Source organism: Paenibacillus xylanexedens (assembly GCF_017874615.1).
GTDB classification, from domain to species: domain Bacteria; phylum Bacillota; class Bacilli; order Paenibacillales; family Paenibacillaceae; genus Paenibacillus; species Paenibacillus xylanexedens.
In genome coordinates this window covers 259,350-275,352 of the sequence record NZ_JAGIKV010000005.1, presented here as the reverse complement: position 1 = coordinate 275,352, position 16,003 = coordinate 259,350, and the positions used below count along the sequence as shown (strand labels likewise).

The following is a 16,003-nucleotide window of genomic DNA, read 5'->3' as shown; positions in this document are numbered from 1 at the left end:
GTGAGTTGGGAAATGTAACGAATCTCAGTGATGCTATTTAACTCGAAATAGGCGATAAACAACGTTTTTACACCTAATACACGAACATAACGTGTCTCAGGTTCGTTACATTTTTAGAAGAGCTGGAATGTACCTAATAACGTCACCTCAGTTCGTTAGCTGTAGAAAACGGCATCAAAATTTTCAATAAGAATACCAAAAATGAAAAACCAACGCATAAGGGACGAAACCGGATGATCTCCGATTCGTCCTTTTTGCTTTGCTCCTTTTTCAGACAAGTCTTATATAAAAAATGACACGCATAGCTATTTTCCACGTATTACCTGATAACATTTCTTCTCCACAATCTGCTGTCTCGTAAAACTCACTTTTAATGGATTGACCACAAAATTTCCTGCCAAGTTCCACGTTGTCCCTGAAAATATGAAATGGGATAAGCCCAAACCACGTATATTATGAGTATTCAAATATCCAATCATATCCACCTGAGAGCGTTAACATCATGTACAATAAGAATAAGCTGAACAAGAAAATAACGACATAAAGCTTCAATATATAACATGAAAGGAGGTCGGATGATTGAACATGATCAAGTACATAAAATTGTTGGGATTAATCCTCGGTATTGTGGCTGTAAATGTTCTGGCATTCTCACCCGGCTTTATCGGGCTGAATTTCGAAGAGGGTGCATTCACAACTGCGCTATCCGTTACCCTTCTGTTCGGCAGTGCAATGGCGCTCTTGTATGGGAGTTACACCTTGCTGCTCAGACAACCGGTAGTCCTGCCCGTGAAGCATATCGAAACACATGAAGATTATGTGGAGGCACTATCTTTTTATAGACGCATCAAAGTGCTCGAAGAAGATATTACGCTGGGGCTGTCCCAACTTAGTCGGATGAAAAAAAAGAAAGAAACACTTCTGAATGTGCTCCATCAGCGATTTGATCCCGGAGAACTGAGCTACAAGAAATTCGCATCGGTCACACTTGAAGTAGAGAAGCTGTTATACCTGAACATCCGCAGTGTGCTGAACCGGTTGAATGTATTCGATGAAGCCGACTATGCCAACATGATGAAATCCAAATCCTCAACACTTCCCCAGAAGCTTTTTCAGGAAAAAACCAAGGTATACAACGATTATCTGTCATATGTGAAAAATGCACTACACACCAATGAGGAAATTTTGCTCAAGCTCGATCAGTTGTTACTCGAGATTTCACGCCTCGACAGCTTTGAAGCCGGAGATATTGAACAGATGCCTTGTATGCAGGAGATTGATCAGTTAATCAAGCACACCAAATTATACAGACAGTGAGGGGTTGCTCGTATGGCCAAGAAGGGAAAGTTTTTTTTCATATCGATTGTAATGCTGGTACTCGTATTTGGTCTGGTCTATGCAGGGATTACACTGACGTCGAACTTTGGCAAGTCAACCACACAGGTGAGCACAGAGAATGCAGGTAAGGAACTGGGGAAACTGTACGCGGACATTGCACCAGCGACGGCCGAACCGGTCAAAGGACAGATTGATCTCGATCCGGTTGACGTGGCGGAATCACTGCCGGACATCTCCAAATTCGCAATTGCCGTAGAGAATACAACAAATGATTACGTCGAAATCTTCTCTTCCCCAGAGAAGTCGGGCAGCGGGGTAGACGGCTGGTTAACCGAAGTGGGCGAGGAGTTCAACAAAGCGAACATTACCGTTGGAGGCAAACAGGTATCAGTCAAAATCCGCAACATTGCCTCCGGTACGGCTACCGATTATATCAAGTCGGGCAAGTATATACCGGATGCATTCACACCTTCCAATGAACTGTGGGGCGAGATGGTTGAGGCCAGTGGGGTGAAGACCCAGATGGTGTCCGAGCGACTGGTCGGCAATGTGCCCGGTATTGTCATTTCCAAAGCCAAATATGATGCACTGGTTGATACGTACGGTTCCGTTAATGTAAAAACCGTAACCGAAGCCATTGCCAACAATGAACTCGCGATGGGATATACCGATCCATTTGCCAGCTCCACAGGACTTAATTTCCTGGTGACTGCACTGAATACGTATGACAGCGCCAACCCGCTTGGCGAGAAGGCTATTGAAGGGTTCGAAAAATTCCAGACGAATGTACCGTTTACAGCGTCGACAACGATTCAGATGCGGGAAGCTGCCAAGTCCGGCAGACTGGATGCCTTTGTACTCGAATATCAGACGTATGTGAATACCGCGGATCTGAAGAGTGGTTACGTCTTTACACCATTTGGCGTGAGACATGATAGCCCGCTGTATGCATTGGGACAATTGCCGCAGAACAAACAGGAAATCATCCAAAAGTTTGCGGAATTCGTAACCCAGGCGAAGTACCAACAATCGGCGGAGGAGTTCGGTTTCAACGGGTTACAGGATTACAAATCCGAGCTGGCCACTGTGGATGGCGGCACGTTGCTGTCTGCACAGAAAGTATGGAAAGAGAAGAAGAACGGCAGTAAACCAATTGCCGCCGTGTTCGTGACAGACGTGTCCGGAAGCATGGACGGCGAACCGCTTAACCGACTGAAGGAGTCCCTGCGCAAAGGTCAGAAGTACCTGGGCACAGACAACAGTATTGGCTTGGTTTCTTACTCCAGCGGCGTAACCGTGAATCTGCCGATTGCCAAGTATGATACGAACCAGCAGTCCATGTTTGTCGGAACAGTAGATAGTCTGCAAGCTGGCGGTGGTACGGCGACCTTTGACGGGATCGTGGTGGCGATGAAGATGCTGGAAGATTATATGGCTGCTGATCCAAACGTGAAGCCGTTGATTTTTGTGCTAAGTGATGGCGAGACCAACGAAGGTCATACCCTCAAGGATATCCGGGATCTGGTGGAGACGTACAAAGTGCCAATCTATACGATCGGGTACAACGCGGACATCAAGGCTTTGGAGAGCATCTCCAGCATTAACGAAGCAGCAAGCATCAATGCCGATACCGACGATGTCGTGTACAAGATTGGAAACCTGTTTAACGTACAGATGTAATCTAAAGGGGGAACTATAGATGTCATTTTCAATGGAAATACCGAGCCAGAAGGAAATTCAGAAGGTGATTGAGGAAGAAGTGAAACCCGTGCCCGCCGAGGTCGCGGAGCTTCAACAAGTGGCAAATGCCAACGTAGAGATGATCATGACGCTGGACCTTGAATCCCTGGAGAAGCGCAAAGAGATTCTGCAATCCATTGACGGCTTTGGCATGAATACGATGAGATCCTCTTCTGAGAAAAACGCCTTGCTTCAAGTCTCCGTTGGACATCTGTCCAAGACGGGAGACGAGGGCGGTCAGGTCGCCAAAGGCTTGACCGAGCTGCATATGCAACTGAAGGATCTCGACCCAAGCGTGGTCGACTTTGCCAAGACAGGTTTCCTCGGGAAATTGTTCAATCCGCTTCGCGCCTATTTCCTGAAATATCAGAAGGCTGATGCAGTCATTGCTGACATCGTAACCTCTTTGGATAAAGGCAGATCCACCCTGCGTAATGATAATACAACGCTGGAGATCGAACAACAGAATCTGCGAGAACTCACCAAGCGACTGCAAAAGGAAATCCGGCTTGGTGTGCTTATGGATGAGTCCATCGATGCGCAGATTGAAGCGGCCAAGGTTCGGAATGAGGACCCTGAAAAAGTCCGGTTTATTACCGAAGAAGTGCTGTTCCCGCTCCGTCAGCGGGTGATGGATCTGCAGCAGATGCTAGTCGTGAACCAGCAGGGTATCATGGCGATTGAAGTAGTCATCCGCAATAATAAGGAGCTGATCCGAGGCGTAGACCGTGCGAAGAATGTAACCATCTCTGCATTGAAAATTGCCGTTACTGTAGCGAGTGCTTTATATAATCAGAAGATTGTATTGCAGAAAATTGAGTTGCTGAACCAGACAACCAACGATCTGATCGCAGGTACTTCCAAAATGCTGAAGGATCAGGGGATTGCCATTCAGAAGCAGGCGTATGAAGCCAGCATCTCCGTGGATACGATGAAACAGGCGTTCACCGATGTGCTGTCGGCGCTCGATTCGATCAGTCTTTATAAGCAGGAAGCTCTGCCAAGAATGCGTGAGACAATTAACCAGTTCCGTGAACTTGCGGATACCGGCGAGCAACAGATTCAGCGGTTGGAGAAAGGGCAGAAGCTGGGGCTGTGATCAGAAGAGTGCAATAAATTTTACGTATTAGATTGTTATCATAATTCATAATAAGAAAAGCGACCATTCCTCATTAAGCATGGGGAGTGGTCGCTTTTTGGGCTTCTATGAAGATAGGTACTAACTGTCATACCCCAAGCTTCTTGCATAAGCGTATAACTGTTGTTCGCATTGATCCATTAGAACACTAGCGGTGTTTACTTTGGCATTACCCTGTTTTAGTAACGTGTAATTCACTTTGTTCTTGGATACTGCCTTTTGGTACAACAGGTACCCTTCGAGCTGAGTGTAGCTTGCCTTGATAAATGTGGCGTGGATTTTCTTGATTTGCGGGTTGGCAGGCTTGATTTGTTTTGCCTTGGATACCAATTTCGTATAATTGGGGATCACCGTATTCGTAAGTTTAAGGTACATGGACTTGCGGTTTGTTGAAGTTACCTGGGTGTCGATACTTTCCAAAGCGGTAAAGGCTTTGGCCTCATAAGTTTCAAGAGAAAATAACTGATTAGTGTACTCTTTAAATTCTTCGTAACTCTGATCTGAGTCTGAATCTGAATATGTAGAGGTTGCTACTTTGGCTGCATCAGCAGAAGGGGCTGGAGAGAGAAGCACTCCGCCTAGTAAAACAAAACTGGTAATCAATGATATAATCCACGACTTCTTCAAATGTAATGTCATCCTCCTTTTGTTTGTATTCCAATGCATAATTTATCATATCAATACCAGAAATTACAGGAATGTATTTACATAATTTTGGCGGTGAAGCTTTCTTGAAATCACTCTCAATCACCCTACTATAGGAAGGGAAGTAAGGCGATTCAAAATTTCAGTCTCTCAACACGACATTGTCAGGCTTGTAATGGATGATCTTGAACAACTCCTCAGCCATGTAGGCGGGGCTGTGCTTGAAATCCTGTCTGATCCACTCCATGATCATGCCAAATATCGCATGAGATTGGTAGCTTGCCAATATTTCATGGTTGATGTGCGGAGGGAAGATATGGTTCAGATCCTGTAAAGCGAGATCCCGAAGGACATCACAGATCATGCGCTGGAAGTTGGAGGAAGCCTCAGATTTCACAACCAGTGTGTAGAATTGTGCGTGTTGGTGCACATGCTCAAATATAGTGATCGCCGAAGAGGGCATCAGATTGACTTCGAACTCTTCCTTATCCTGATAGGGTTTACGAAAAGAAGTCACCAGATCCTGAATCACATCATCGATAATCTCGTTGAACAGGTCTTCTTTGTACTGATAATGCCTGTAGAAAGTTCCCCGATTCAGGTCGGCGCGCTGCACAATATCCGTAATCGATATTTCTTTAAAGGGATGTTTTTGCATCAAATGAATGAGTGCATCCTTCAGTGCAGTTTTTGATTTCTTGATTCTTCGGTCCATCGAATTCAGAGTTTCAGACATCTATTATCCTCCTCGCTATATAAGTTGAACTAAAGAATATTTACACTGGCCACTTCGATGACAGAACAACCTTCCGATCGCTGTTATCCCCAGATTTTTTTGATTCATTTATATATGGTAAATCCGGGGATAAAGGCGAACGCTTGCGCTTCTTCAGGTTATTTCTGTCCTCTCCGTTTCGTGTAAATGTTTAGTTCAATTTATATAGTTCACTTTATTAGTTAAAGAACAAAAAGGCTTATTAGTGTTGTTTAACGTACAACTGGACAAGCTTTTACTGATTGAAGTGAAACGCCATGACTTATTATACTAAGGATAGGAGTTAATGAACATTTGTTTGTTAACTTATTGTAAACGAATACACAAAGGAGGATACATGGAATGAAACTTCAAGATAAAGTTGCAGTTGTTACAGGTGCTGGTTCAGGTATGGGGAAAGCAATTGCCACTTTGTATGCTCAAGAAGGCGCGAAAGTCGTCGTATCGGATATTAACGAAGAATCCGCACAAGCGGTAGTAAATGATATTAAGGCACAGGGCGGAGAAGCGATTGTCGTTCTGGCCAATGTAGCCAAAGAAGAAGATGTGCAAAATCTGATCGATACGACGGTGAGCACATATGGTACAGTAGATATTCTGATTAACAATGCGGGAATTATGGATGGTATGGAGCCGGCAGCGGATGTAACGGATGAGAAGTGGGAGAGATTGTTTGCTGTTAACACAACCAGTGTGATGCGGACAACGCGTAAAGTATTGCCGATTTTCCTGGAAAAACAAAAAGGCGTTATCGTGAACATTGCTTCGGCAGGGGGCCTACACGGCGGACGTGCAGGAGCAGCCTATACTGCTTCCAAACATGCGGTCGTGGGCTTCACTAAAAATACAGGGTATATGTATGCTGAGCAAGGCATTCGCTGTAATGCGATCGCTCCAGGCGCTGTGGCAACCAATATCAGCGCATCTATGGCTGGCATTAGCCCATACGGTGCAGGTCGGCAACAGCTGGGCATGGCAATCAACCCACGCATCGGGACGAGCGAAGAGATCGCCAAAGTGGCTTTGTTCCTTGGATCTGACGAGTCCAGCTTCGTGAACGGAACTGTCGTTACAGCAGATGCTGGCTGGAGCTCGTATTAATCCATTCAAGTGCAGTCAAGCATGGAGTACGGAAATAGTGTATGAATTAAGGAAGCCGCATGAGTATATGCGGCTTCTTTTTCGTACCTATGCACCTAAGTACGGTGGATAACAGCATCATATTCCGTGTAGGACAAACGTTTGCATTACTACGCGAATACTCGAATTGAATCAATCTAAGGGTGGCTTTGGCTTGGAAAAGAGTGAGGATTCACGCACAATCAGACGATGGGGAATAATGACCGGATTATGAAGCTGTGGTTCCCCACTAAGAATTTTTAACAATACCTGAACGGCTGTATAACCAAGCTGATAAGTCCCGATGTCGATAGAGCTTAAGGGTGGAGAAGCCAGTTCCGATAATGCAATATTGTTAAAACTGACCACACTGATATCTTCAGGCACCAGATAATGAAGCTCGGCAAGAGCTCTCAATACCCCAAAGGCCACGTTGTCATCTATGACAACAATTGCTGTGGGTCTGTCCGGCAAGGACATGAACAGCGACATCGCTCTGAATCCACTTTCCTGCAGAAATTCACCTTCCACAATCCAATCACTATCCGCATCCAGCCCGGCTTGGGCAAGCGCTTTTTGGTATCCTAACATACGATCATGCGATAACGTAATGTCCGGAGGACCGCTGACAAATCCGATTCGAGTATGTCCCTGAGCGATCAGATGATGAGTCGCATCATAAGCAGTCTGCACATTATCGTTATCCACCATGGGTGCATTTGGATGAGCTTCACTGCGACCGATTAACACAAAAGGAAACTTTTCCGCTTCCAAAAAAGAAATGATGGGATCATCTCGTTTGGACCCAAGCAGCAAAATACCATCCACTCTACGGCCATGCACAAGGCGGGATATCGCATGCAATTCATTGTCTGATGATGTTTCGGTTGTTAGCAGCAATTCATAATTCATTCTGGTGGCATGTGTAATAATACCTCGGAGCAGTTCCCCGAAAAAGTAATTCTGAAACAACTCTTCTGCAGGACGCGGAAGCATAATGCCAAGGGTATGTGTTGTTTTGGAAACCAGGCTCTTCGCGATGATGTTGGGATGGTAGTTCAATTCTTTCATGATTTGCTTCACTTTGAGAGACGTCTTGGTACTGATTCTAGGATGGTTGGAAATCACCCGTGACACTGTAGAAGGGGAAACACCCGCCAATTTGGCAATATCCTTGATCGTAATCATGTAAAAAAATCCCTTCTGAACAATCGTATAAATATTCTCCTATGGTAATCCAAAGGATACGAGAAATCAATTGCTAACTGCCGAGTAAGGGATGCACGTGAAGTGAAATTAAGGAAGAAAGAGTCAGAACAAGGAAACAGGAAATTACTGTAGGTAGAAGAAGGAAATTGGTTAAAATTGAGCAAATATGGCTTGTGCAAACGTTTGTGCAAATAAAGATCGTTATTGTATGATGTGATTGTTATTGTAGCGCTTACATCGTTGGATTTACATACTTCTTGACTTGTTTACCCCTACATATTGAACGGAGAGGTCATCTTTTCTCCCATTTGAGCAAACGTTTGTACAAAATGGAATATGGGATGCAAAACCTGACAACATACGCAGACAAAAGGGTGAAAAGCGCGAACTTTGTTGGACCAAGCAGAGGGAAGGGGACATTTTACATGAGAAAATGGCAAGGGGCAACATTGTCCGTCATGATGGCTTTTACACTGGCTGCGTGCGGGGCTGGAGGCGGAAGTCCATCTCCAACTACGGCAGGTGAGAATCCGGAGGAAGTTGTAGAGCTGACAGCCGAGAACCTTCAACCGGAAGAAGGGGCAACCCTGGTGATCTGGGAGGATAAAAATCAAAGCAGCTTTATTGAACAAAGAGCCAAAAAATTCGAAGAAAAATATGGGGTAACAGTCAAAATGGAGGAATTACCTCCAACCGATCAGGTAACCAAGCTGACGACGGATGGCCCAGCGGGTCTGGCGGCAGATGTGGTTGTTTTCCCACATGATAAGATTGGTAGTGCTTCAGAGGCGGGACTGATTCTGCCCAATGACATATTCGAAGCAGAGACCGTAGAGAACACCAGCGACAACGCGCTGAAGGCAGTGACGTTCAAGGATATCCTGTACGGCTATCCGTACAGCGTGGAGACCTACGCCCTTTTCTATAACAAAGCACTCTATCCAGAAGCTCCGAAAAACTTTGATGAAATTATCAGTTTCGCCAAGACGTTTAATAATGTGAAGTCCAATCAGTATGCGCTGATGTGGGAATTGCAGCAATTTTACTATAACTATGCGTTCCTGGCTTCACAGGGCGGTTATATTTTTGGAGACAACGGGATGGATAGCACGGATCTCGGTCTGAATAACGAAGGAGCCCAGAAGGGTGGACAGTTCTTGCAGACGCTGAAGTCGGAAGTGCTGCCGCTCAAGATGGGTGACGTGAACTATGATATCAAAAAAGGATTATTCTCCAGCGGCAAGCTGGCTATGGACATTAACGGTCCGTGGACCATTGCCGATTATCGCAATGCAGGTATTGATTTTGGTGTTGCTCCGCTTCCGGCAATCGATGGCAAACCGATGACCTCCTTCTCAGGTGTTAAAGCCTATTATGTGAATGCATTTACGGAATATCCGAATGCGTCGAAGCTCTTGGCAGCGTTCCTTTCCAATGAAGAAGCTCAGATGGAGAACTTTGACCTGAACGGTACACTTCCTGCGAACAAAAACGTAGCTGCTGATCCGAAGTTACAAGAGGACACAATCAACAAGGCATTCCTGGAACAGTTCAACAACTCTACGCCAATGCCTTCGCTTCCTGCCATGGACAGCGTATGGGGACCAATCACGTCGGCTATTACGGACATATGGGATACCGATAAGGACGTGAAGGCATCGCTGGACAATGCCGTGAAACAGATCCAGGAAAGCCTTGCAACCGTCCAATAAGGACGAACGACGAATTCGAAGATTTGCATAAGAGCTGGATAAATTGAACTTCATATTTACACAAAAACGGAGAGGACAGAAGGAAGCTGAAGAAGCGCAAGCGTTCGCCTTTATCCCCGGATTTACCATATATAAATGAATCAAAAAAATCTGGGGATAACAGCGATCGGAAGCTTGTTCTGTCATCGAAGTGGTCAGTGTAAGTACACTTTTGTTCAATATATACAGGTTAGCAATAGGCGGGGAGGAGAGAGCGAATGCAACAGCAGCATGTCCCGGTGCCTGTTGGACCGAACAGGGAAAGACAGCACCGGATGACAGCGGCCATATGTTCCATCATACTGCAAGGTCTTGGACAGCTGTACAATCGACAATGGATTAAGGGAATTTGTCTACTGTTACTGGAGGGAGCAGGGCTTGCGTACCTGCTTCCTCGCCTGTCACAGGCCGTATGGGGCATATGGACACTGGGGGAAAATACACAGCGTTTTGTCAAAGTGAATGGGTCCACCGTACTTCAAAGGGGAGACCATTCTATCTTTTTGCTGCTTGATGGCATTATCGTACTGCTGGTGTTTTTTGTGTTTATTCTGATCTACATCCTGAACATTCGGGATGCGTACGTCACGGGACTTGCGAGGGAAGAAGGCAAGCAGACCTTGGGTGCAGCGGCATCGCTTCGGAACATGATGGACAAAAACTTTCCGTATCTGTTCCTGTCCATCCCGGCACTGGGCATTCTTTTCTTCACCGTTATGCCCATCCTGTTTACGATCACGATCGCGTTTACCAACTATTCAGCCCCGGATCATATTCCGCCAGCCAAACTCGTGGACTGGGTAGGTTTCAAGACATTCAGCGATCTGATCCAGCTGAAATCCTGGAGTCAGACATTCTATGGCGTGCTCACTTGGACGGTCATCTGGGCCATCCTGGCTACAGTCACCACCTATTTTGGCGGCGTACTTGTGGCACTGTTGATTGAACAGCGGGGCATACGCTTCAAAAAGCTGTGGCGGACGATCTTTATTTTGCCTTATGCCATCCCGCAGATCATCTCCTTGCTGCTCATGCGTAATTTGTTCAATGGTCAGTTTGGTCCAATCAATACGTACATGAGAGCATTTGGGCTGGAGGGATTACCCTGGCTGACAGATCCGTTCTGGGCTAAGGTCACCGTCATTGTCGTCAACATGTGGATTGGTATTCCGGTCAGTATGGTGCTGATTCTGGGTGTATTGACGGCCATCCCTCGTGATCTCTACGAGGCTGCCGAAGTGGACGGAGCATCCGCGTTTCAAAAATTCCGGATCATTACGATGCCATTCATTCTTTTTGCCACAACCCCGGTACTCATCATGCAGTTCGCCGGAAACTTCAACAACTTCAATGTCATCTTCCTGCTGACCAACGGAAATCCATTGCGGGGAGACTACCAGTACGCAGGGGCAACGGACTTGCTGGTCACCTGGCTCTACAAGCTCACACTCGACAATAACAAATTCAACATGGCTTCAGCGGTAGGTATCATCATCTTCCTCATTATCGCTTCATTCTCTATCTGGAACTTCCGCCGCTCCAAATCATTCAAGGAGGAGGACATGATTCAATGAAGACACGTAATAATCCGCTGCGTTTGGCCCTGAGTTATGTGCTGTTGCTGATCATCGCCGTTGTCTCCATCTACCCGGTACTCTGGATCTTTCTCTCTTCCTTGAGACCCGGCGCGGCATTGTTCAGTGAACGGTTATGGCCGGAAGCATTCACGCTTACCCATTATGGTGAGCTGTTCAATAACCCGTCCTTTATGTACGGCAGATGGTATATGAATACGCTGAAAATTGCCTTTTTCACGATGATCTTTTCCACGTTGATGGTGACACTTGGGATGTATGCCTTATCCCGCTTCCGCTTCCGTGGACGTAAAACCATTCTCTCCACCATGCTGATCCTTGGCATGTTTCCGAGTTTCATGAGCATGATTGCAATCTATATCATTTTGCTGCAAATTAAATTGCTCGACACCCACACTGCACTCATCCTGGTCTATTCATCAGGGGCGGTACTGGGCGGATTTATCGTCAAAGGTTTCTTTGACACCATCCCGCGCAGCCTGGACGAAGCAGCCCGCATGGATGGTGCGAGTCACCTGCGGGTATTCACCAGCATCATCCTGCCTTTATCCAAGCCAATGCTGACTTATGTGGCACTAACCAGTTTCACCGGTGCGTGGATGGACTTTATCTTCGCCCGGCTGGTGCTGCGGACGAAAGAGAACTGGACGCTTGCGGTGGGTATGTGGGATCTGGTCAACCGTTATCAGGACAGTAATTTTACGATGTTTGCTGCGGGGGCGGTTTTGATTGCTATTCCAATTACCCTGCTGTTTGTTTTCCTGCAACGATTCCTGGTTCAGGGTCTGACGGCAGGAGCTTCGAAAGGGTAAACGCAGACTCAGCAAGAAACATTATAGGTCTAGAGACAATATCATCAGCTAAGCTAACGACGGCATGATTAGTCTCGATAGCGTAACACTCACTTAACTCAGGCACTTCCGTATTGTCATGTCTTTGTCGACTGACAGAGCTATGGAAGTGCTTGATTCTGCATGGGCTCGAATCATGATTAGGGAGGAACGTGATGTATGGGCATGAACCCGTCCAGTGAGCCCGAGATAATGGGATACCAAGATGGACAAGCTGTATTGCATAATACTAAAGCTCCCCCAACACTTTGGAGTAATGTTACCTTTCGCAGGATTTTGTGCGGCTACGGCATCTCGGTCTTTGGGGATTGCTTCAATGGGATTGCGATCAGTCTGTGGGTGTTACAGACCACAGGCAGTGCAAAGAGCATGGCAGCCGTACAGATCTGCAATATGGCCGTCAGCTTTCTATTTGGATCGGTGGCGGGTACGGTTGCAGACCGATTGGATCGTAGGAAGCTGATGCTGGCCTCGGATGTATTTCGGGGCGTAATGGCTGTGCTGATTGCGATTAGCCTGTTCGGTTGGCAAGCGTCGTTCCCAGTGGTGCTGCTGTTGCTTTCACTCTCCATGTTTTCAAGTCTGTTCCAGGCACCTGCATTCCACGCCTCTGTAGCAAGTATGGTGGGCAGAGAACATATTCAACAAGCGACCGGAACCATTCATATGGTGGATAATCTTGCCCGAATCAGTGGACTAGCAGCAGCTGGGGTTGCTGTTGCTGCATTTGGCGGATTCGTTGCCATATTAATTACAGGGGCAACCTTCCTGTTGTCCGCAGTCTGTGTGCTGATTGCGGGCCGCTTTCCTGAGGTACAGCGATCTGTTAGTCAGCAGACCACGTTTGCTCAGGAGTGGCGTAGTTCGTTTGGCTACATCTATCGGAATCCTTTGATCCGATCCATCGTATTGCTCAATCCGGTGCTGATTTTGTTTTTCATGTCGGCCATGATGCTGGTTCAAGTGATGGCGGTCAAGGTATGGGAGGCGAATCCGGTACAGTTTGGATTAATTGAGACCTGTATTCCGCTGGGATACATGATTGGCTCTGCGCTGCTGATTGCTTCGGGAAAACGATTGAAGCGAAGAGGGAGATGGGTGTTTATCGGTCTGATTGTGTTGGGGCCGATTTATATTTTTTTGGCGAATGTATCCTCTCCAATCATGGCGTTGCCGGTCATCGTGGGCGGAGGTGCGATGTTCGCGTGCTGTACGATGCTCACCCAGATTATGCTGAGGACAGCCGTTCCGGACGAGCTGCAAGGAAGGGTCTATGGTGTGGTTGGAACAATCACCAGTACAGCGCCTATTATGGGATTGACTGTTGTGTCCGTATTGGCTGATCAGTGGGGGGCAGCTTCTGTGCTGCAAGGCGTGGGCATATTACTGCTGGCGACAGGTATTCTGGCCGCTACAACATTGAAGTCGATCCGAACCTATCAATGACATGTATGATACATCAATTTGATATGAATTGAACCCACATGTACACATTCAACAGAGAGAGGATAGAAGCAATCTAAGCAACCTCGCTAGGTACAGCAAAACCCGGAGCATACGCTGCGTTAGCGTAACTCCGGGTTAGCTTGTGGACTGATTATCCTATTGCCAGTTTACATTGACTGTGCCTGTACCGCTGGTTGGTGTGGTGAACGTGTGGTTGGTACCACCTTCCCACGTAATGGTTGCCCCATTTTTCTTGAAGAATTTGAACTCCAGTTGTTTCCCGGCTGGCACACTCACATCATAGTACCAAGTTGGGTAGGCATGGATAACCTGATTGAAAGCAGGGCCGATAGCTGTTGTGCCCGTACTCCAGTTGCCCAGTTCTGCCACGTTACCTGTCAGATAGATGTTCTGACCCAGTGTGGTGGAAGCATTATTAATGACGAATCGTACAGTGACCTGATCACCCGTAAGGATGGTAAAGTTGTTATACGCATTGCTGTTAACGCCATTCGCAGCTACTTTCACAGCATAATTGCCTGCGGCAACAGCTGGAATCGTTACTTTGATCTGCGTATCTTCCCAGGATGTGATACCGGCACCAGTAACGGCTGTTGTACCGAAGTATACGTTGCCTTTGGTGGAGCCGAATCCACGTCCGCTAATGGTAACGACATTACCCGGTTTGCCCATCACCGGACCTACATGTCCGATCGTTGGTGTTGTTTCGCTCGTTGTATACTGCCATACCGCGGTTGCTCCGGCCGCCAGTGTGAAGGAAGAGACGTTGCCATTGGTAGAAGTGATGTTATTACCGTTCAGTGCACCGCCCAATACATCGGTGTAGTTGCCTGTTGGCAGTGAAGTGCTTAGATTCGCAATGCTTGCTGGTGTGGAGAGATTACGGTTCACCGCAACAACAGCTACACTTTTGCCAAATTTGCGTTCATAAACGTACACATCATTATTAATCCAGCGTTGCTGAGTGGAGCCATAGGCAATCGCCGGATTGGATTTGCGCAGAGGGGCCAGCTTGCTGATCACGTTAAAAGCAGTGGTTGTTTTGGAGAAGGAAGGCATTTTGGCTCGATTATCAGGGTCTCCGTTTCCAGTCAGATACTGCTCGGTACCATAATAGATGGCAGGTACGCCGCGTGAAGTCAGCGTGAAAGCCAGCGCTTGTTCCAGACGACGGTTGTTGACGGCACTTGTTTTGAACCGATCCATATCATGGTTGTCGATGAACGTGACTTGGTCATTCACCTGATTGTAATCTGCGGCTGTGCCTGTAATCATTGAATCGAGGGCATACATGTTGGATGTGTTATCCCGGAAGACATCACGTACGGCAGAGTTAAAGCGGAAATCGAGTAGGCTCATTCCAGATTCATTGGCAAATTCCGTGTTATCCGCATCGGATGCAGCAGATCCCAGGAACCATTCACCGAAAGTGAATACGGGTTTATGTGCATAGATGGAGGACATCCAGCTCTTTTGCCAGCCGAGAGGCATATGTTTCACCGCATCAACGCGAATACCATCCACGCCCATATCAAGCCATAGCTTGATTGCATCTTTGAAATATTGATCAATGGTACTGTTATTGTGATTCAGGTCAGCGAGGTCATAGAGGTTTTTGTAGATACCATTCTCCAGGGAGGAAAAATCGGAGCCGCCGTTGTGATGGAAATATCCATTTGTATCATTGGTGTATCCGCCAACAAGATTACCATTATCATATAACTTGCCATTCTCAGCAAAGGACGTATCGGTTTCCATGGCAGGAGACGTGTGGTTCGGTGCAAAGTCAATTACGATCTTGATGCCTTTGGCATGAGCAGTCGTAATCAGATTTTGAAAGTCAGCCATCGTTCCGAAATACGGATTGGTCTTCTTGAAATCACGTGCCCAGTAACCATGATACGCTGTGTTGATCACGCCGCCGTAGTTGATGGTAGCGAAGATATTTTCGACCGGTTGGGAGATCCACAGTGCCGTAACGCCCAGATCGCTAAAATAGTTATCGTTGATTTTGTTGATCAAACCCTGCCAGTCGCCTCCGCAATACAACTTCAGGTTACTACAAGTGGCATCGTAGGCAGCTCCGGTAGGATTGTTGGAAGGATTTCCGTCCAGGAAGCGGTCCGTAAAGATCTGATAGATGACGTCTGTACTAAAGTTCTGCTTGTTGGTAACCGCGGTATCCGCATCGGCATAGATCGCTGAAGCAGGCAGATAGGGAAGTGCGCCCCCTGCAAGTAAACTGAGTGTCAGTGTTGTGCTGAGGAGTACACGTTTGGCCATTTGAAACATAGTAATCCACCCTTCTCGTGAATGTAGTAGTTTAGATAAACAACCAACCCGGCTCTTGAATAATAGCGCTTTCAATACAGCGA

The 16,003-nt window shown here is 46.7% G+C and carries 12 protein-coding genes; 8 read left to right on the top strand and 4 right to left on the bottom strand.

What is annotated here, in order from left to right; all coding sequences use genetic code 11:
- Nucleotides 1-585 precede the first annotated feature (585 nt).
- Genes J2Z28_RS08895 through J2Z28_RS08885 form a run of 3 tightly spaced genes read left to right on the top strand, consistent with a single transcriptional unit; the run spans nt 586 to nt 4,177 of the window.
- Complete coding sequence (locus J2Z28_RS08895; RefSeq protein ID WP_244988183.1) at nt 586-1,317, top strand: hypothetical protein; 732 nt, start codon at nt 586-588, stop codon at nt 1,315-1,317.
- A gap of 12 nt (nt 1,318-1,329) precedes the next feature.
- A complete protein-coding gene (locus tag J2Z28_RS08890; protein WP_211081985.1) occupies nt 1,330-3,018 on the top strand; it encodes a vWA domain-containing protein in 1,689 nt (562 codons plus the stop codon).
- Nucleotides 3,019-3,037: 19 nt separating this feature from the next.
- Entirely contained in the window at nt 3,038-4,177 is a 1,140-nt protein-coding gene (locus J2Z28_RS08885; RefSeq protein WP_211081984.1) for a toxic anion resistance protein, read from the top strand.
- 120 nt (nt 4,178-4,297) lie between these two features.
- On the opposite strand, the gene J2Z28_RS08880 is transcribed toward J2Z28_RS08885, so the two are convergent.
- Nucleotides 4,298-4,843 (bottom strand): hypothetical protein, encoded by a 546-nt coding sequence (locus J2Z28_RS08880; protein WP_211081983.1) that lies wholly within the window; start codon nt 4,841-4,843, stop codon nt 4,298-4,300.
- Between the two features lie 160 nt (nt 4,844-5,003).
- Nucleotides 5,004-5,597 (bottom strand): TetR/AcrR family transcriptional regulator, encoded by a 594-nt coding sequence (locus tag J2Z28_RS08875; RefSeq protein ID WP_211081982.1) that lies wholly within the window; start codon nt 5,595-5,597, stop codon nt 5,004-5,006.
- A 381-nt stretch (nt 5,598-5,978) separates the two neighbouring features.
- On the opposite strand from J2Z28_RS08875, the gene J2Z28_RS08870 reads away from it, so the two are divergent.
- On the top strand, nt 5,979-6,737 hold the full coding sequence (locus J2Z28_RS08870) for an SDR family oxidoreductase (RefSeq protein WP_017690478.1): 759 nt from the start codon (nt 5,979-5,981) through the stop codon (nt 6,735-6,737).
- Nucleotides 6,738-6,908: 171 nt separating this feature from the next.
- Here J2Z28_RS08870 and J2Z28_RS08865 read toward each other — a convergent pair whose 3' ends face one another.
- The gene (locus J2Z28_RS08865; protein ID WP_036606201.1) at nt 6,909-7,943 is read right to left on the bottom strand and encodes a LacI family DNA-binding transcriptional regulator; all 1,035 of its coding nucleotides are present in this window, start codon (nt 7,941-7,943) and stop codon (nt 6,909-6,911) included.
- Nucleotides 7,944-8,389: 446 nt separating this feature from the next.
- Between J2Z28_RS08865 and J2Z28_RS08860 the strand changes: the two genes are divergently transcribed.
- The 4 genes from J2Z28_RS08860 to J2Z28_RS08845 all read left to right on the top strand — a co-directional run bounded on the left by J2Z28_RS08860 (nt 8,390) and on the right by J2Z28_RS08845 (nt 13,607).
- Nucleotides 8,390-9,676 (top strand): sugar ABC transporter substrate-binding protein, encoded by a 1,287-nt coding sequence (locus J2Z28_RS08860; RefSeq protein ID WP_211081981.1) that lies wholly within the window; start codon nt 8,390-8,392, stop codon nt 9,674-9,676.
- 257 nt (nt 9,677-9,933) lie between these two features.
- The gene (locus J2Z28_RS08855; protein WP_047841752.1) at nt 9,934-11,289 is read left to right on the top strand and encodes a sugar ABC transporter permease; all 1,356 of its coding nucleotides are present in this window, start codon (nt 9,934-9,936) and stop codon (nt 11,287-11,289) included.
- Nucleotides 11,286-12,122 carry a sugar ABC transporter permease gene (locus tag J2Z28_RS08850; protein ID WP_211081980.1) on the top strand — a complete coding sequence of 279 codons (837 nt, stop codon included), beginning with the start codon at nt 11,286-11,288 and terminating at the stop codon, nt 12,120-12,122. Before J2Z28_RS08855 ends, J2Z28_RS08850 begins: the two co-directional genes overlap by 4 nt.
- A 198-nt stretch (nt 12,123-12,320) precedes the next feature.
- Nucleotides 12,321-13,607 carry an MFS transporter gene (locus J2Z28_RS08845; protein WP_211081979.1) on the top strand — a complete coding sequence of 429 codons (1,287 nt, stop codon included), beginning with the start codon at nt 12,321-12,323 and terminating at the stop codon, nt 13,605-13,607.
- 156 nt (nt 13,608-13,763) lie between these two features.
- On the opposite strand, the gene J2Z28_RS08840 is transcribed toward J2Z28_RS08845, so the two are convergent.
- Nucleotides 13,764-15,920 (bottom strand): alpha-amylase family glycosyl hydrolase, encoded by a 2,157-nt coding sequence (locus J2Z28_RS08840; RefSeq protein ID WP_211081978.1) that lies wholly within the window; start codon nt 15,918-15,920, stop codon nt 13,764-13,766.
- Nucleotides 15,921-16,003 lie beyond the last annotated feature (83 nt).